Origin of the sequence: Actinomycetospora endophytica (genome assembly GCF_021026375.1) — a bacterium.
Lineage (GTDB): Bacteria > Actinomycetota > Actinomycetes > Mycobacteriales > Pseudonocardiaceae > Actinomycetospora > Actinomycetospora endophytica.
Genome location: NZ_JAJNDB010000005.1, coordinates 122,731 through 139,503 on the forward strand (window position 1 = coordinate 122,731; position 16,773 = coordinate 139,503).

General features: G+C 74.1%; 15 protein-coding genes. 9 read left to right on the forward strand and 6 right to left on the reverse strand.

Features of this window, described 5'->3' with window-relative positions; genetic code table 11:
* Positions 1 to 106: 106 nt before the first annotated feature.
* The 4 genes from LQ327_RS21580 to LQ327_RS21595 form a co-directional block, all read right to left on the reverse strand.
* The gene (locus tag LQ327_RS21580; protein WP_230737824.1) at positions 107 to 1,504 is read right to left on the reverse strand and encodes an MFS transporter; all 1,398 of its coding nucleotides are present in this window, start codon (positions 1,502 to 1,504) and stop codon (positions 107 to 109) included.
* Positions 1,505 to 1,617: 113 nt separating this feature from the next.
* A complete protein-coding gene (locus LQ327_RS21585; protein WP_230737825.1) occupies positions 1,618 to 2,457 on the reverse strand; it encodes an isocitrate lyase/PEP mutase family protein in 840 nt (279 codons plus the stop codon).
* Between the two features lie 18 nt (positions 2,458 to 2,475).
* Positions 2,476 to 3,237, reverse strand: a complete 762-nt coding sequence (locus tag LQ327_RS21590; RefSeq protein WP_230737826.1) for an ArsR/SmtB family transcription factor — start codon at positions 3,235 to 3,237, stop codon at positions 2,476 to 2,478.
* A 67-nt stretch (positions 3,238 to 3,304) separates the two neighbouring features.
* A complete protein-coding gene (locus LQ327_RS21595; RefSeq protein WP_230737827.1) occupies positions 3,305 to 3,799 on the reverse strand; it encodes a MarR family winged helix-turn-helix transcriptional regulator in 495 nt (164 codons plus the stop codon).
* A gap of 86 nt (positions 3,800 to 3,885) precedes the next feature.
* Here LQ327_RS21595 and LQ327_RS21600 point away from each other — a divergent pair, with 86 nt between their 5' ends.
* Positions 3,886 to 4,269 carry a hypothetical protein gene (locus tag LQ327_RS21600; protein WP_230737828.1) on the forward strand — a complete coding sequence of 128 codons (384 nt, stop codon included), beginning with the start codon at positions 3,886 to 3,888 and terminating at the stop codon, positions 4,267 to 4,269.
* A gap of 76 nt (positions 4,270 to 4,345) precedes the next feature.
* Here the strand turns inward: LQ327_RS21600 and LQ327_RS21605 are convergent, their stop codons facing one another.
* The gene (locus tag LQ327_RS21605; RefSeq protein WP_230737829.1) at positions 4,346 to 4,798 is read right to left on the reverse strand and encodes an MOSC domain-containing protein; all 453 of its coding nucleotides are present in this window, start codon (positions 4,796 to 4,798) and stop codon (positions 4,346 to 4,348) included.
* 144 nt (positions 4,799 to 4,942) lie between these two features.
* On the opposite strand from LQ327_RS21605, the gene LQ327_RS21610 reads away from it, so the two are divergent.
* The 5 genes from LQ327_RS21610 to LQ327_RS21630 all read left to right on the forward strand — a co-directional run bounded on the left by LQ327_RS21610 (position 4,943) and on the right by LQ327_RS21630 (position 11,031).
* Positions 4,943 to 6,685, forward strand: a complete 1,743-nt coding sequence (locus tag LQ327_RS21610) for an FAD-dependent oxidoreductase (protein ID WP_230737830.1) — start codon at positions 4,943 to 4,945, stop codon at positions 6,683 to 6,685.
* The gene (locus LQ327_RS21615; protein WP_230737831.1) at positions 6,682 to 7,302 is read left to right on the forward strand and encodes a TetR/AcrR family transcriptional regulator; all 621 of its coding nucleotides are present in this window, start codon (positions 6,682 to 6,684) and stop codon (positions 7,300 to 7,302) included. The genes LQ327_RS21610 and LQ327_RS21615 overlap by 4 nt, the downstream gene beginning before the upstream one ends.
* The gene (locus tag LQ327_RS21620; protein WP_230737832.1) at positions 7,299 to 8,558 is read left to right on the forward strand and encodes a cytochrome P450; all 1,260 of its coding nucleotides are present in this window, start codon (positions 7,299 to 7,301) and stop codon (positions 8,556 to 8,558) included. The genes LQ327_RS21615 and LQ327_RS21620 overlap by 4 nt, the downstream gene beginning before the upstream one ends.
* Positions 8,559 to 9,127: 569 nt before the next feature.
* Positions 9,128 to 9,727, forward strand: coding sequence for a TetR/AcrR family transcriptional regulator (locus LQ327_RS21625; protein ID WP_230737833.1), 600 nt, complete (start codon positions 9,128 to 9,130; stop codon positions 9,725 to 9,727).
* 119 nt (positions 9,728 to 9,846) lie between these two features.
* The gene (locus LQ327_RS21630; RefSeq protein ID WP_230737834.1) at positions 9,847 to 11,031 is read left to right on the forward strand and encodes an alkane 1-monooxygenase; all 1,185 of its coding nucleotides are present in this window, start codon (positions 9,847 to 9,849) and stop codon (positions 11,029 to 11,031) included.
* Here LQ327_RS21630 and LQ327_RS21635 read toward each other — a convergent pair.
* Positions 11,007 to 11,609 (reverse strand): TetR-like C-terminal domain-containing protein, encoded by a 603-nt coding sequence (locus tag LQ327_RS21635; protein ID WP_230737835.1) that lies wholly within the window; start codon positions 11,607 to 11,609, stop codon positions 11,007 to 11,009. The two genes, LQ327_RS21630 and LQ327_RS21635, sit on opposite strands and share 25 nt — an antisense overlap.
* A 116-nt stretch (positions 11,610 to 11,725) precedes the next feature.
* Between LQ327_RS21635 and LQ327_RS21640 the strand changes: the two genes are divergently transcribed.
* The 3 genes from LQ327_RS21640 to LQ327_RS21650 all read left to right on the forward strand — a co-directional run bounded on the left by LQ327_RS21640 (position 11,726) and on the right by LQ327_RS21650 (position 16,592).
* Positions 11,726 to 13,063 (forward strand): MFS transporter, encoded by a 1,338-nt coding sequence (locus LQ327_RS21640; RefSeq protein ID WP_230737836.1) that lies wholly within the window; start codon positions 11,726 to 11,728, stop codon positions 13,061 to 13,063.
* 206 nt (positions 13,064 to 13,269) lie between these two features.
* Positions 13,270 to 13,407: a hypothetical protein gene (locus LQ327_RS21645; protein ID WP_230737837.1), complete on the forward strand. Its 138-nt coding sequence runs from the start codon at positions 13,270 to 13,272 to the stop codon at positions 13,405 to 13,407.
* 95 nt (positions 13,408 to 13,502) lie between these two features.
* Positions 13,503 to 16,592, forward strand: a complete 3,090-nt coding sequence (locus tag LQ327_RS21650; protein ID WP_230737838.1) for an ABC transporter ATP-binding protein — start codon at positions 13,503 to 13,505, stop codon at positions 16,590 to 16,592.
* The last annotated feature ends 181 nt before the right edge of the window (positions 16,593 to 16,773 follow it).

A 16,773-nucleotide genomic window follows, 5' to 3' on the forward strand; every position in this document is an offset into this window, starting at 1 on the left:
GGGGCGACAGAACTCGTCGAAGGCGTCGAGGCGACGGCTGGGCCAGAACTCGTCACGAACGGGCTCGAGCACGGCGGTGTGGAGCACGGACGCCACCTTAGTGGGTTCACCGCCCGGCGCGAGGGGCCTTGCCGATCTTCACCGTCCCGGTCCCGGTCGCGACCAGGGTGGCCCCGATCGCGACGTGGTACGCGAGCAGCGCGGCGACCATGGGCGCGGTCAGCGAGACGATCCCGGTCGCGGTGAGCAGCGACCCGCACACGGCCGCTCCGAGCGCACCGCCGGCCTGCCGGGCGGTGTTGAGCACCCCGCTGCCCAGCCCGGTGTGGGCGGGGTCGACCCCGCCCATCGTCACCGCGGTCATCGCCGGCATCGCGATCGAGCAGAAGCCCAGCACCGTGGCCCCGACGACGACGAGCGCGACCGGTCCCGTCGGGCCCGCCACCGCCAGGATCGCCGTGCCGAGCGCGCCCATCGCGTACCCGGCGAGCATCGGGGGACGGGACCCGACGCGGGCGGTGAGCCGCGCCGACAGCGTCGACCCGATCCCGACGGCGAGGGTGAGCGGCAGCAGGAGCAGCCCGGCGTGGAACGCGTCCTGGCCGAGCGGGCCCTGCAGGAACAGCGAGATCGCGAGCAGCGCCCCGTAGAGACAGAAGTTGAAGATCCCGCCCGCGGCGACCCCGCCCGAGAACGGCCGGGCGGAGAACATCGTCATCGGCAGCATGGGCTCGGCGCGCCGCCGCTCGGCGAGGACGAACAGCACCGCCCCGAGCAACCCTGCCCCGACGAGCCCGAGCGGCAGCGGGTCGGTCCAGCCGAGCTGCCCGGCCTCGATCAGCCCGCCGGTCAGCGCACCGAGCGCGACGACCCCGAGGACCAGCCCGACGACGTCGGTGGCGTGCTCCCGGCGGGGCGACTCGGCGACGGCGAGGCGGGTCAGCACGACCGTCGCGACGCAGACCGGGACGTTCACCAGGAAGATCCAGCGCCAGTCGGCGACCGCGATCAGGGTGCCGCCCAGCAGCGGACCGGTGGCCATGCCGAGGCTGCCCACGCCGCCCCACACGCCGAGCGCGCCCGCCCGCCTCGCCGGGTCGGGGAACTGCCCGACGATCAGCGCGAGCGAGGACGGGAGCAGGCCGGCGGCCCCGAGACCCTGGGCGACGCGGGCCGCGACGAGCCACCCGGCGCCCGGCGCGAGCGCGCACCCCGCCGACGCGAGCCCGAAGACGACGAGGCCGAGGACGCAGACCCGTCGCGCGCCGTGGCGGTCGCCGAGCGAGCCGGCGGTGAGCATGCCCGCGGCGAGGGCGACGGTGTAGGCGGCGACGACCCACTGCTGGGCGCCGATGCCGCCGCCGAGGTCGCGGGAGATGGTCTCGAGGGCGACGTTGACGACGGTCGCGTCGAGCTGCACGGCGAAGAACGCCAGGCTCAGGGCGACGAGGGCGAGGCGGGGCCGGGTGGTCACGGGGATCGCGGAGGTCGCAGTCGCGGTCATGCCTCGACCGTCTCCCGGGATCGGTTCGACGTGGGTCGAACAGGTGGCCTTCGGCCTTGTGAGCGCAAATTGACGCCAGAGCATCAATTACTGCTCACATGCGCGGAGCGCACCTACCGGGCCACGACCTCCGACAGCCGCCCGTAGGTCAGCGCGTCGGCCGAGGACAGCGCGGCGAACGTCCCCGAGTCCGCGACCGCCGACACCAGACCGGCCGCGTGGGCCAGCGCCGCGCGGTAGAGCGACGAGCCGAAGCTGATCCGGCGGACCCCCGCACCCTCCACCTCGTCGGTGCTCAACCCGAGCGACGCGGCGGCGAGCAGGTTGACCGGGACCGACCAGCCGCCCACCACCTCGGCGAGCGACTCCGCCGTCGTCGGGACGAACCCCGGCACGAACAGGCAGGTCGCACCCGCGCCGAGGTACGCCTCGAGCCGGGCGCGGGCGTGGGCCGGGCGATCCTCGGGCGCGCCGACGCCGTTCCAGAACACGTCGGTCCGGGCGTTCAGCACGACGTCGGGGTCGTGCCGGGCGATCGCCTCCGCGCTCGCGGCGACGATCTCGGCCTGCAGCCCGGCATCGCGCAGCTCGCCCGTCGCGGGGTCGGTGTCCTCCAGGTTCACCCCGGCGGCGCCGAGGCCGATCGCCTCCCCGACGACGTCGGCCACCGCCTCGGGCGTGTCCCCGAAACCGGCCTCGAGGTCGACGTTGACCGGGGTCGGGTCGGCGGCGGCGATGACCGCGGCCGCGGCGGACAGCGCACCGGACCGGCCGATGCGCTCGCCGTCGCGCAGACCCAGCACCGCGGCCGCGGCGGCACTCGACGTGCCGATCGCCGGGGCCTGCTCGGCGAGGAGTCGCGCGCTCGCGGCGTCCCAGGCGTTCGGCATGAGGAACAGGGCGTCGTGCATCGCGCGGAAGCGCGCGGCGCGCGATCCGGGGTGGTCGGTCATGGCCGGGGTCCTTCCGGTTCAGAGGGCAGGGGCACGACGGTCCAGGCCGAAGTGCCGCGCGAACGCCTCGGTGCCGGCGTCGGTGACCGCGACGCTGCGGTTGGCGTCCCGGCGGCGCACCCAGCCGCGGTGGAGGAACACCCCGAGCAGGTCGCGGCCGAGGCGCCCGCCCAGGTGGTGGCGCTGCTCGCTCCAGTCCACGCAGTAGCGCACGAGCGGCCGCTTCCCCGGCCGCACCTCGACCCCGAGGTCGGTGAGGAACGCCCAGCCCGGGTCGGTGACCTCGTAGTCGAGGTCGCGGCCGTGCCCGGTGGGGGTGTCCTCGACGGCGCGGTCCGGGTCGTACACGCCGTCGCCGCCGGACAGGTGGCCGCGCTCGATCATGCTGCCCATCACCGCGACGCCCAGCCGGCCCGCGAGGTGGTCGTAGCAGGTCCGGGCGGTGCGCAGCTGCGCGGCGCGGTTGCCCTCGCGCAGCGAGCGGACGGGTCGGGTCGGCCCGAGGCGGGTCATCATCTCGAGCAGCTCGCCGACCGGTGCGCCGGCGAGCCGGTAGTAGCGGTGGCGGCCGTGCTGCTCCACGAGCAGCAGCCCGGCGTCGACGAGCTTGGCCAGGTGACTGCTCGCGGTCGGTCGGGAGACGTCGGCCTCGTCGGCGAGCACGCTCGCGGGCAGGGAACGCCCGTCGTCGAGGGCGAGCAGGATGCGGCACCGCGCCCGGTCGGCGAGCACGGCGCCGATGGCGGCGATCTCGACGTCGCCGTGCCGGACCTCGGTCACTCCCGCCTCCGTCCGTCGCGTCGGGCCACCACGGTAGGACGGCGTCGGTTCGACGACCGTCGAACCGTCAGGGACGCAGTTCCTCCGTCGGCAGCCCGAGCGCGGCGACGATCGGCTCGCACAGGTCCCCCAGCGCCGGCAGGCCGTTCTCCCCGAGGGGTTCGACGACGAGCCGGCGCACCGTCGCGACGTGGCCGGGAGCGGCGGCGGCGAGGTGGTCGCGGCCGGCGTCGGTGAGGGTCGCGACGGTGAAGCGCCGCCCCTGGCCGGTGCAGACCGTGCGCTGCACCCAGCCCCGGTCCTCGAGGCGGGTCACCGCGTGCGAGGTGCGCGGCAACGACCCGTTAGCCATCTCGGCGATCTCGCTCATCCGCAGCGTCGCCTCCGGGGACACCGAGAGCCGGGCCAGGATCATGTAGCCGAACAGCGTGAGGTCGGCGTCGCGCAGCAGCTGGCTCTCCAGCGCGCCCGGCAGCGTGAGCAGCACCTTCGCGAGGTGGATCCAGGCCGGCCGTTCGCGGTCGTCGAGCCAGGTCACGTCGTCGTGGTCGTCGTCCGGCACCCCCGCATCCTCGCAGCGCCCGGCCGTTGACTTCAACACGCAACTCAGCGCAGACTGACTTGCACACGCAACCCGAGGAGCCCGCCATGACCGCTCACGCCCCCGCCGTCCGCACCGTCCCGCTCGCCGCCCGGCTGGGCGTCGCCGTCATCGCCGCCGCCGTGGTCAACACGCTGGTCGCGCTGGTCGCGGGCGCGCTCGACGACGGCGGGATCGGCATGGGCCTCACGCCCGCGAACTACCTGCCGGCGACGCTCGTCGGGGTCGCGGTCGGCGCCGCGGGGTGGACTCTGGTACGGCGGTACGCGCCCGGCGCACTGCGGATCGTCGTCCCCGCCGTGCTCGCGGTGACCTGGGTGCCCGACCTGCTCCTGCTCACGATGGCCGCGACCGCGGCCAACGTCGCCGGGCTGATGCTCATGCACGCGGCCGTCGCCACCGCCGTCGTGCTGGCGATGCGCGAGGCCTGAGCGAGGTCGGCGACCACGATCACCGGGACCCCACGGTTCCCGACGCCGGGCCGGCCGGACCATGGCGTCCCGGTGATCACGCCTCGATCAGCGCGGCGCCCGTGACCGCCCGATCCCCGACCGCGATCGACCCCGAGCTCAGCACCCGGCAGATCGCTCCCCCGCGCTCGTGCATCGCACGCGCCGCCCCCGGCCCGACCGAGCTCTCCATGACCCGGCACGGCGCTGCCTTGCGGACGACCTCGAGCTCGACGTCCCCGATCGTCAGCCGCGCACCCGGCGTCGTCGGGATCCGGCCGTGGTCGAGGGTGATGTTGCGACGGGTGTCCTCGGCCGGCACCGGCCCGCCGCGCGCGGCCGCGGCCTCGGCGAGCTCCTCCTGCGACTGCACGGAGACGTGCCGGTGGCGGGTGCCGAAGTAGCGGTCCCCGACGATCCCGCGCCCGGCCTCGGCGCGGATCTCCCCGACCGCGACCATCGGCGCCTTGCGCTCCGGCGCCACGTGCAGCGCGGCCACCCGGCTCTCCACGCACTCCAGCGTACGAGCGCCGACCCCGTTCGGGACGAACGACTCGTTCGTGCCGGTAGACGCCACGAACGAGTCGTTCGTCCCACGCGGGGTGGGGCGAACCACTCTTGACAGGCTGTCAACAGCGGGCGCACCGTGATCGGCATGGCGGTCGAACAGGAGCTCACCGACCACGACGTGATCGTGATCGGGTCCGGCTTCGGGGGCGGTGTCGCCGCCCTGCGCGCGGCCGAGAAGGGCTACCGGGTCGCGGTCCTGGAGGCCGGGCGCCGCTTCGCCGACCACGAGTTCGCCCGCACCACGTGGCACCTGCGCGACTTCCTCTGGGCGCCGCGCCTGGGCTGCCACGGGATCTTCCGCATCGACCCGCTGCGCCACGTCCTGGTGCTCTCCGGGGCGGGGGTCGGCGGCGGGTCGCTGGTCTACGCGAACACCCTCTACCAACCGCCGGCCCGGGTGTTCGCCGACGGCAGCTGGCCCGAGGTGGCCGACTGGCACGACGAGCTCGCCCCGCACTACGACCAGGCCTCGCGGATGCTCGGGGTCACCACCTACCCGCGCACCTCAGCCGCGGACGCCGTGATGCGCGACGTCGCCGACGAGCTCGGCGTCGGGCACACCTACCGCCGCGCCGACGTCGGGGTGCTCTTCGGGGACGAGCCGGACACGGACGTCCCGGACCCCTACTTCGGCGGCGCCGGACCCGCGCGACGCACGTGCCGGCACTGCGGCGAGTGCATGACCGGCTGCCGGCACAACGCCAAGAACACGGTGGCGAAGAACTACCTGCACCTGGCCGAGGGCGCGGGCGCCGTCGTGCACCCGCTGACCACGGTGACCGCGATCCGCCCGCGCCACGGCGACCTCACCGGAGAATCGGGCTACGAGGTCGAGGTCCGCGAGACGCCGCGCTTCGGCCGGAGGTCCCGACGACGGACCATGACCACCGACCAGGTCGTCGTCGCCGCCTCGGCACTCGGCACCCAACGGCTGCTGAACCGCCAGCGCCCGCACCTGCCGCGGATCTCCACGCGCCTCGGGCACCGCGTGCGGACCAACTCCGAGGCCATCCTCGCGGCCCGCACCCCGGACCCGGCCGCCGACTTCACCGACGGCGTCTCGATCACCTCGTCGATCCACGTCGACGAGAACACCCACGTCGAGCCGGTCCGCTACGGGCACGGCTCGAACCTGCTGGCGCTGATGTCGGCGCTGCTGGTCGACGGCACCCCCGACGCCGACGACCCGACGATCGGCCGGCACGGCCCGGGCCTGCGCCGCGTCCTGTCCGCGGCGCTCCGGCGTCGTCGCGAACTGGCCCTCATCCACCGGCCCAAGCACTGGTCGGAGCAGTCGATCGTGCTGCTGGTGATGCAGACGCTGAACAACTCGCTGACGCTGCGCCCGCGCCGGTTCCTGCCCGGACTGGCGAGCGCCCCCGCCGACGGCGAGGGCAACCCGCCCTGGATCCCGGCGGGTCACGAGGTCGCGCGTCGCGTGGCCCGGCGCATCCGCGGGGTGCCGGTGGGCGCCGCGTCGAGCCTGGCGAACATCCCGGTCACCGGCCACTTCCTCGGCGGCGCGGTGCTCGGGACCACCTCCGACGACGGCGTCGTCGACCCGTACCACCGCCTGCACGGCCACCCCGGGATCCACGTCATGGACGGGTCGACGGTGCCCTCGAACCTCGGCGTGAACCCCTCGCTGACCATCACCGCGCTCGCGGAGCGGGCCATGGCGACCTGGCCCAACGCCGGCGACGACGACCCCCGCCCCGCCGCGGGCGATCCCTACCGCCGTGTCGACCCGGTCGCGCCGCGCCGACCGGCCGTGCCGCAGGACGCCCCCGGGGCGCTGCGCCTGCCGCTGCACGTGGTGTCGGGATGACGGCGCCCGAGAGCGTCGAGGCCCGCGCCGCGTCGCCCGGCCGCCGCCTGGAGCCCGACGCCCGGCGCGCGGAGATCCTCGAGGCGGCGCTGCGGATCTACGCCGAGCGGCCGTACGCGGACGTGTCGACGACGGAGATCGCCCGCGAGGCCGGCGTCGCCCGCGGCCTGCTCAACCACTACTTCGGCACCAAGCGCGCGCTCTACCTGGAGGCGCTGCGGATCCTGCTGACGATCCCCGAGGCCGCCGCGACCGACCTGCCCGGACGCACCCCGGCCGAGCGCGCGGGCGCCGCCGTCGACTGGTTCCTCGACACCGTCGCCGCGCGCCGCGGCCTGTGGTTGTCCGTCGGGGTCGGCGGGGCGGGCGGCGACGCGGACGTGGACGCCGTCGTCGAACAGGCCGACGAGACCGCCGCCGACCGGGTGCTCGCCGCCCTCGTCCCCGATCGGGATCCCCACGACGGGGCCCTGCGCGCCCGCGTCCGGGCATCGTTCGGCCTGGTGCGCGCCGCGTCCCGCGAGTGGCTGGTGCGCGGCTCGCTCGACCGCGCCGGGGTCCGCGAGCTCCTCGTCACCGCACTCGTCGCCCTGCTCACCACCCAGGAGGACCGATGACCTCGACCGCACCCCTCGACCTCGGCAACCGCGAGTTCTGGAACGCCCCCTGGGCCGAGCGCTACGCCGGGTTCGCCGCCCTGCGCGCCACCGAGGGTCTGCCGGCCTACGCCGAGCCGGAGTTCCCCGGGTTCGAGCCCGGCCCGGGGTTCCGGGTGATCACGCGGCACGCGGACGTCGAGGAGGTCAGCCGCAACCCCGACCGCTTCTGCTCCGGGAACGGCGCGGTGTCGATCCTCGACCTGCCTGCCGAGGCCCACGAGTTCTTCGGGTCGCTGATCAGCATGGACGCCCCGCGCCACACCAAGATCCGACGGATCGCCGCGGGCGCCTTCACCCCGAAGCGGATCACCGGCCTCGTCGACGACGTCGAGCGCATCGCCGGTGAGGTGCTCGACCGGGCCCGGGCCACGGCCGCCGCGCACGGCGGCGAGTTCGACCTGGTCACCGAGATCGCGGCACCGCTCCCGCTGCTGCTGATCTGCGACATGATGGGCATCCCGGAGTCGCGCCGCGACGACGTCTTCACCTGGTCGAACATGATCCTCGCCGGGGACGACCCGGAGTACGTCTCCGAGAACCCGCTGCAGGACTACCTCACCGCGGGCGCGGGCCTGTCCGGGCTGATGACCGAGCTGGCCGCGGCCGCCGAGGCGAACCCGCGCGACGACGTGCTGTCCGCGCTGGTGCACGGCGAGGTCGACGGGGAGCGGCTCTCCCACCAGGAGATCGCGTCCTTCTTCATCCTGCTCTGCGTCGCCGGGAACGAGACCACCCGCAACGCCGTCACCCACGGCGTGTGGGGGCTGCACCAGGACCCCGCGGCGAAGCAGGCGTGGATCGACGACATCGAGGGCGTCACCCCGACCGCGGTCGACGAGATCGTGCGGTGGGCCTCGCCCATCAACTGGATGCGCCGCACCGTCGTCGCCGACACGACCGTCGGGGACGTCCCGGTGGGCGCGGGCGAGAAGCTGCTGCTCGTCTACGGGTCGGCGAACCGGGACGACGCCGTGTTCACCGACCCCGACCGGCTCGACCTGCGCCGCTCCCCCAACCCGCACCACGGGTTCGGTGCCCACGGCCCGCACTTCTGCCTCGGCGCCCACCTGGCGCGGCGCGAGGCGGGGGTGATGTTCCGGCGGCTGCTCACCGGGATGGGAGACCTCGAGGTGGTCGGGGAACCGGACCGGCTCTCGTCGATCTTCGTCAACGGGATCAAGCACCTGCCGGTGCGCCTGCCGTCCGCGGCCTGAGACCACGTCCGGCAGCAGCGACCACCCGGACGAACTTTGCTGCTGCCGGGTGGTCGAAGGTCCGCTCGCGGATGCGAACCCCGTCCGGAGACGCCCTGTACAGGGCGTGACTGCCGCCGGGGGCGCGGAGTGGACCGGACCGGTTGCTCACACGTACCCCACGCTGGACCCGCGATCCGGCGGCGACCAGGGCAGGGCCGCCGCCGGACCGTGACCGGAGGCGTCCGGCCATCGAGAGCCGGGTGGTCGGCGCGGTGACCACCCGGCAGGTCCACTCCCGGGCGGCGGGGAGGACCCCCACCGGATGTCGAGAATCCGTCCACCGTGGATGTCCGGACATGCACCTCATCGTCCCGACGACGACCGCGTTACGGCGGATCCGGGGCCACGACGGCCATCACTGAGACGGCGTAATGTCGCTAGACCGAGCGGCCGTGCGCATCCATCCGAACGCGCCGCGTCACCGCGAAGGGTCACGATACGGTAACGAGCCCATCGAACGGGTCCGGACGGGCGTGACTCAGGTCCTCCGGGGATTCACCTCGGTCGCAATGAGTGACACTCGACGTATGACCGGCGAATCGCTACGCGTCGAGTTCCGGCGCCAGGTCCGCGAGCGGGTGCTCGACACCGCCGCGGCGCTCACGGTGGAGCGCGGATGGGACCGGGTGCGGATCGGCGAGGTCGCCGTCGCGTCCGGGGTGTCGCGCCCGACCCTCTACCGCGAGTTCGGCACCAAGGACGGCGTCGGCGAGGCCCTCGTGGCCCGCGAGGCGGAGCGCTTCTTCACCGGGATCGCCGAGCAGCTCGAACAGCACGAGGACCCGCCCGAGGGCGTACGCGCCGCCGTCCGGTTCACGCTCGACGAGGCCGGCGGCAACCCGCTCCTGCGGGCCATCCTCACCGGCAGCCGCAGCGGTGACACCAGCCTGCTGCCGTTCCTCACCACCCGCGGGGACGCGATCATCACCGGCGGCAACGCGCTCGTCGGCGACTGGATGCGGCGCCGCCGGCCCGACGTCGAGCCCCGGACGGTCGCCGACGCCGTCGACGCCATCGTCCGCCTGACGATCAGCCACCTCGTCTCCCCCGGCCTGAGCCACTCCGACGCGGCCGACCGGCTCGCCCGTCTCACCTCCTGCCTGATCGCCGATCCGTCCCGGGTCTGACTCCCTGTCGCGAGAGCACTGCTCCGTTCTGAGACAGAAATTGCGTCTTGTTTCTATCGCGACGCGCTGTCACAGTCACTTCACGGACGGCGTGCACTCAGGACGCGAGGAGGCCGACGATGACCGTCGAACAGGCACCGGACGAGGCGCTCGAGGAGCAGGAGCCGTGGCGCGACAAGCGCCGCTACCTCTGGCCGCTCGGCACCGTGATGCCCGCCCTGCCGATCGCGGGCTTCGGCCTGGTCCACCTCACCGGTCTGAGCCTGTTCTGGTGGCTCGGCCCGATCATCCTGTTCCTGGTGCTGCCGGCCCTCGACATCCTGATCGGCCGGACCAGCGAGAACCCGCCCGACTCCGAGCGCGCCCGTCTCGAGGCCGACAAGTACTACCGGTGGATCACCTACCTGTTCCTGCCGGTGCAGTACGTGAGCCTCGTCTTCACCTGCTGGGTGTGGGCGACCCAGGACCTCGGGTTCGTCGACCAGCTCGGCCTGGCGCTGACGATGGGCGTCGTGTCCGGCATCGCGATCAACACCGCGCACGAGCTCGGGCACAAGCGCGAGGAGAACGAGCGCTGGCTGTCCAAGATCGCGCTCGCGAGCTCCGGGTACGGGCACTTCTACGTCGAGCACAACCGCGGCCACCACGTCCGCGTCGCGACGCCGGAGGACCCGGCGAGCTCACGGTTCGGCGAGGGCTTCTGGGAGTTCCTGCCCCGCACGGTCTGGGGCAGCCTGCGCAGCTCCTGGCACCTCGAGGTGAAGCGGTTCTCCCGTCACGACAAGAGCGCGTGGAGCCTGCGCAACGACATCCTGATCTCGTGGGCGATGACGATCGTGCTGTTCACCGCCCTGTGCCTGGTGTTCGGCGTGAGCGTGCTGCCGTGGCTGGTCGTGCAGGCCGTCGTCGGGTTCACGCTGCTCGAGATCGTCAACTACCTCGAGCACTACGGCCTCAAGCGCGGGAAGCGTGACGACGGGCGCTACGAGCGGGTCGACCCGCGGCACAGCTGGAACGCCGACCACACGGTGTCGAACCTGCTGCTCTACCAACTGCAGCGCCACTCCGACCACCACGCGAACCCGATCCGGCGCTACCAGACGCTGCGCCACTTCGAGGAGTCGCCGCAGCTCCCCTCGGGCTACGGGACGATGATCGTCGTCGCGGTCTTCCCGCCGCTGTGGCGCGCGATGATGGACCCCAAGGTCGTGGCGCACTACGACGGCGACATGACCCAGTCCAACATCCTGCCCCGCAAGCGGGCGAAGGTCCTCGCGCGCTACGGGCTGACCGAGACCGCCTGAGAGGCGAGCACGCTCTCGACGAGGGCCCGCACCCGGCGTTCCGGGGCGGGCCCTTCGTCATGCCCCGAGGCGGGCTCGAACAGCGCCCGGTAGTACAGCGGCGCCAGCACGTGGTCGACGACGACGTCGACGTCCGGGACCTCTCCCCCGCGACGACGTTCGTGGTCGAGCATCGCGGTGATCTGCGCCCGACGGTCCGCGGTGCAGGCGCACGCGGCGGTCTCGCCCGCCCCGATCGACGCGCGCATGAGCGCGAGGGTGTCCGGGTCGGCGAGGTCGCGCGCCACGTCGGTGGCCCACCGCTCGAGGTCGCCGGCCAGCCCCCCGGTGTCGGGGACGACGACGTCGCCGGTGAACCGGTGCTCGGCGACCGCGGCCAGCAGCTCCGCCAGTGAGCCCCACCGCCGGTAGACCGTGGTCGCGTGCACGCCCGCGCGGGCGGCCACCACCGGGATCGTCAGGTCCTCGGTCCGCACGCCTTCGGCGACCAGGTCCTGCACCGCGCGGTGCACCGCCGCGCGCACCCGGGCCGACCGGCCGCCCGGTCGCGTCCCCGCACCCTCACTGACGTCAGCCACGCCCGTGAGTCTTCCACGTCGCCGGAATGAACGCAGCGATCGTTGCCTTAACCGTGCTAGCGTCGCCGCAGCATTAACGCAGCGATCATTGCGATCACGTTCGACGAGGGAGCCCCATGCACCCCAGGACCCGTGCCCGGCTGTTCGCGGCCGTGGGCGGCATCGTCGTCCTCTTCCCGGCCGCCTCGAGCGTGCCGAGCCCGCTCTACCCGCTCTACCAGCAGCTGTTCGGCTTCTCGGCCGCGACGATCACGGTCATCTTCGCGGTGTACGTCGTGGGCCTGCTGGCCTCGCTGCTCGTCATCGGGGCGCTGTCCGACCACGTCGGGCGCAAGCCCGTCCTCGTCGGCGCCCTCGTGCTCGAGGCCGCCTCGTTCGCGGTGTTCCTCGGCGCGGGCGGGGTGACCGCACTGCTGGTCGCGCGGGTGATCCAGGGCATCGCCACCGGGGCGGCGATCACGACGCTCGGCGCGACCATGGTCGACCTCGCCCCACCGGAGGCGCCGCACCGCGCCGGGATGATCACCGGGGTCGGCACGCTGGCCGGCCTCGCCGCGGGCGCGGTGGGCGCGGGCGCGCTCATCCAGCTCGCCCCCGCGCCGACGCGGCTGGTCTGGATCGTCCTGCTCGCCCTCCTGGCGGTGTCCGCCGTCGTCGTCGCGGTCCTGCCGGAGACCTCCGCACGCCGAGCAGGGGTCTGGGCGTCGCTGGTGCCCCGGGTCGGGGTGGCGCCGCGCCTGCGGGGAGAGGTGCTCGCGGTGACCCCGGTGCTCGTCACCAGCTGGGCGCTCGGCGGCCTCTACCTCTCGCTCGGCCCGTCGATCGCCGGATCGCTGCTCGGGGTGTCCTCGCACCTGGTCGGCGGCCTGGTCGTGACGCTGCTGTGCGGGACCGGGGCGCTCACCTCGTTCCTGCTGCGCGACCGGCCGGTGCGTTCGCTGCTCGCCCCCGCGGCCGGCCTGCTCGCCGGCGGGACGGCGGTGACCCTGGTCGGGTTCGCCGTGACCTCGCTGCTGCTCACGGCGCTCGGGACGGTCGTCGCCGGGGTCGGGTTCGGCGCGGCGGCGCTCGCCTGCTTCGGGGTGTTCGCCGAGATCGCCGGCCCGACCGAGCGCGGCAGCCTCTTCGCGCTCGCCTACGTGATCGCCTACACCGCGTTCTCGGTGCCCGCGGTGATCGCCGGGGTCGGCAGCGGCCTCGTCGGGCTCGCGACGGCGGCGGAGATCTACGGCGCCGTCGTGGTCGTCCTCGGCGCGGGCTCGGCCGCCCTCACCCTCGCCCACGGCCGACGTCGGGCGGTCTCGGAGACCCCGACGGGCGACACCGAAGATCGACGCACCGTCACCAGTCCCCCCGTCGTTGTGACTGTCAGCGAGACTCCGGAGATCGTGAGCCCTGCTAATCCTCCTCGTACGGACGAGTGCACCACGCAACGTGTCAACTCAGCTCCCTGAGCCGAAGATGAAAGAGGAATCCCATAGCAATCCGTTGATATAGGGCAGATCAACTTGGTGAAGTCTTGACCGGATTCACAGATATGTGCGTTTCACTCGATCAGGTGACAGCTCATACACAGCTCGCTCTTAAGTCGTGACCCCAGCGTGACCTCCGCCTCGCCGCCCGGCGAGTGGCTGTTCTTCCCCCGAGAGGACACATCACGATGCGGTTCGAGATCTTCTGCCCCCCGCGGCACCGTCACCACCACCACCGTGGCTGCTGCTGCCACGAGTGCAAGCCGCCGCAGCACGAGTGCTGCCCGCCCAAGGACTGCAAGCCGAAGTCCTGCGGCGACGACTGACCTCGCCGCGATGACGGCTCCCCGGGCCGGCACGACGAACCCGGGGACCACTCGAGCGGCCCGGCACTGACCGGGCCGGCTCAGCAAACAACGGCGTGACCGCCGCCGCCCGCCCCGAGATCGGGGCGGGCGGCGTCGGCCGTCGCCACCCGGGCGCGGCGCCCGGGGACGTTCGAGGGGAGACGGTGGGCGCGCATTCGACACTGGTCGGCCTGCCGGCGGTGGACGGGGACGGAATCCCCGCGGAGAGCAGTGGCGTCGGGGGCGTCGCGGCTCCAGGTCCCGCCGGGGACCTGACCGACCACGACGGCGGCGTGTCCACCTCCCCGGACGACGACGGTGCCTCCGGGTCGACGGCCGCGGCCGTCGACCCGGAGGCACCGGCCATGACCCTCCGCGCGATCTTCCGTCGCTTCTGGCCCTACACGCGGGGCGACCGGTCCAAGCTGGTCCTCGCTTTCCTGGCCATGGCCGCCTCGACGGCCTGCGACACCTACGTCGTCACGATGTTCGCGCGGATCGTGGACGGCGCGACCGGCGCCCACTCGATGGACGCGGTCTGGCCGTCGGCGGTCGAGTGGCTGGTCCTGACCGCGGTCGGCGGCCTGCTCTCGGTGCTCGGCGGCTTCCTGCTCGTCGGCGCGGCCGAACGCTTCGTCTTCCGCCTGCGCCACGAGGTGTTCGCGCACCTGCAGCGGCTCGGCCCGCGGTTCCTCGGCTCCCACGCCACCGGCGACCTGATGTCCCGGCTCACCACCGACGTGGACGGGGTCGAGGCGCTCGCCTCCTCCGGCCTCGTCAGCACGATCATCGCCGTCGGCACCGCCATCGCGTACGCCGCGGCCGCCGTGCTCGTCCAGTGGCAGCTCGCCGTCATCGTCGTCGCCCTCGCGCCGCTGATGTGGCTGACCAGCCGCATCACCGGGCGGTTCACCAAGACCGCGGCGCGGGTGGAGCGCCGCGCGGCCGGCGCCGTCGGCACCTCGGTCGAGCAGTCGCTGTCCAACCTGCCCCTCGTCCAGGCCTACGGCACCGAGGCCGTCGAGAGCGCGCGGCTCGACCACCACGGCGAGGTCTGGTGGCGGGCCAGGGCCCGCGAGAGCCGCCTGCAGATGATCTACTCGCCGATCACGACGCTCATCCAGAGCGGCGCGCTGCTGGCCGTCCTGATCGCCGGGGCGGCGTTCATTGCGGCCGGCGAGCTCACCGTCGGCGGGCTGTTCGGGTTCGCGGCCTACCTCGGCTACCTCTACCCGCCGCTCTCGCAGCTGGGCTCCCTGCACCTGACGGTCACCTCGGCCTCGGCGTCCTGCGAGCGGCTCATCGAGATCCTCGACACCGAGCCCGAGGTCAGCGACGCCCCGGACGCCGACGGCTCGACGGTGGAGCGCGGCCACCTCGAGCTGCGCGGGGTCCGGTACGTCTACCCCGGCTCCGGGGATGCCGGGATCGACGACGTCTCCCTCGACGTGCGGCCCGGCCAGTTCGTGCTGGTCACGGGGCCCAGCGGCGCCGGGAAGTCGACGCTCACCAGGATGCTGCTGCGGTTCGTGGACCCGCAGGACGGTGCGGTGGTCCTGGACGGCGTCGACATCCGGGACCGGACGATCGCCGCGGTGCGCGAGGCCATCACCCTGCTCCCGCAGGAGCCGATGCTGTTCGACCTGACCGTCGCCGAGAACATCGCCTACGCCCGGCCGGACGCCACCCGCGACGAGATCGAGCAGGCAGCGGCCGAGGCCGGCGCGCTCGAGTTCGTCCGCGACCTGCCGCAGGGCTTCGACACCCCCGTCGGCGAGGGCGGCGCCGCCCTCTCCGGCGGGCAGCGCCAGCGGGTGGCGATCGCCCGGGCCCTGCTGCGGACCTCGCCGGTGCTGGTCCTCGACGAGCCGACGACGGGTCTGGACGGGCCGACCGCACGCGCCGTGCTGGAGCCGCTGCGGAAGCTCGCCGGTGGCCGGACGACCATCGTGGTCAGCCACGACCTCACGCCCGCACGCGAGGCGGATCTCGTCGTGGTGCTCGACGACGGGCGCATCGTCGCCCGCGGACGTCACCACGAGCTGCTGGCCGCGTCCGGGCTGTACGCCCGGCTGTGGGCGGCGCAGCACGGGGCGAATGCCGGTCGGGCGGCCGTGGACCTGCACGAGGAGGAGGCCCCGACGGCGGCGACGGTGCGCCCGTCGTCGCCGGCGCCGCGGCGGCGCACCCCGGTCGGTCTGGCCGCCCTCGATCCGGGCGGGGCCCGGACCCCCGAGCCGGTCACCGCCCCGTTGCGCCTGCTCGCCCGGTCCTCCACGACGACGGGTCCCACTCCGATCCGGCCCCGGCCGGCGCCGCCGTCGCGGGGTGCGCCTCCGCGTCGACCGACTGCTGGGGCGTCACCGAGGCCGGTGTCGCCGGCGCCGATGGCCGCGTCACGGGGCACGGCGCCAGTGACGTCCACCGTGTCCGCGGCGGCGCCGACTGCGTCGTCATCGGTTCGCCCAGCTGTCGCGCCCCGGCCCTCGACGCCCCTGGCGGCGCCGCGGGAAATTCCGGCTCCACCGGCGGCGGTCTCCCGGCCGGAACCACCGGCGCCCCACGCCGAGCGGTCCGGTGCGCCGAGCCCGTCGGGGTCTGCGGCCGCGCCCGCCCAGGCGTCCCCGCCGCGCGGAGTTCCGTCGGCCCCGTCACCGAGGGCGATGTCCACACCGGCCGCGTCCACGCCGCCCTCGGCCACGCGCCACACGGGACCGCGCCGCCCGGCCCCGACGACGTCGACGTCCGCCCCGCAGCCGCCGGCACCCCGGCGCCCGTCGCCGACCGCGCCCGCCGTCGGGCCGACCCACGGCACCCCCTCACCCCCGCGCCCGTCGCCGACCGCGCCCGCCGTCGGGCCGACCCACGGCACCCCCTCACCCCGGCGCCCGTCGCCGACCGCATCCACCGTCGTGCCGGCGCGTGACACCCCGGCGCCCGGGGCGGCCCGGGGCACCGGTGGCGTCACGGTGCCGCCGCCGCGCGACCCGTCGTCGGGACCCACCCCGACCGGCCGGAACCGGCCGCTGGTCGACGGGCGCCCCGCCCGCCGGACCGTGGCCGACCTCGTCGCCGACGCCGACCGCTCCCCGACCCCGGCCACACACCGCCGGGAGACGCCCGCCCCGACGCCGCGCACCGCGATCGGCTCCCACCGCGCCTGACCTCGCGCCCGCCATGATCACGACGCGTGCGGCGGAACGCGTCAACTCTGCTGCGTTCCGCCGCACACTCCGCGATCACGAGCCGCAGAGCCGCGGCGCTGCCCCGACACGAATGAGCGAAGGGCCCCTCCGGTCGACTCCATCGACCGAAGGGGCCCTTCGCTCACGTCAACGAACCTGG

Bases quoted from the DNA above. Each gene is read 5' to 3' on its own strand.
- LQ327_RS21610 (WP_230737830.1), top strand. From the start codon at position 4,943: ATGGCGGTCGAACAGGAGCTCACCGACCACGACGTGATCGTGATCGGG.
- LQ327_RS21580 (WP_230737824.1), bottom strand. From the start codon at position 1,504: ATGACCGCGACTGCGACCTCCGCGATCCCCGTGACCACCCGGCCCCGC.
- LQ327_RS21600 (WP_230737828.1), top strand. From the start codon at position 3,886: ATGACCGCTCACGCCCCCGCCGTCCGCACCGTCCCGCTCGCCGCCCGG.
- LQ327_RS21645 (WP_230737837.1), top strand. From the start codon at position 13,270: ATGCGGTTCGAGATCTTCTGCCCCCCGCGGCACCGTCACCACCACCAC.
- LQ327_RS21625 (WP_230737833.1), top strand. From the start codon at position 9,128: ATGACCGGCGAATCGCTACGCGTCGAGTTCCGGCGCCAGGTCCGCGAG.
- LQ327_RS21615 (WP_230737831.1), top strand. From the start codon at position 6,682: ATGACGGCGCCCGAGAGCGTCGAGGCCCGCGCCGCGTCGCCCGGCCGC.
- LQ327_RS21620 (WP_230737832.1), top strand. From the start codon at position 7,299: ATGACCTCGACCGCACCCCTCGACCTCGGCAACCGCGAGTTCTGGAAC.
- LQ327_RS21640 (WP_230737836.1), top strand. From the start codon at position 11,726: ATGCACCCCAGGACCCGTGCCCGGCTGTTCGCGGCCGTGGGCGGCATC.
- LQ327_RS21585 (WP_230737825.1), bottom strand. From the start codon at position 2,457: ATGACCGACCACCCCGGATCGCGCGCCGCGCGCTTCCGCGCGATGCAC.
- LQ327_RS21630 (WP_230737834.1), top strand. From the start codon at position 9,847: ATGACCGTCGAACAGGCACCGGACGAGGCGCTCGAGGAGCAGGAGCCG.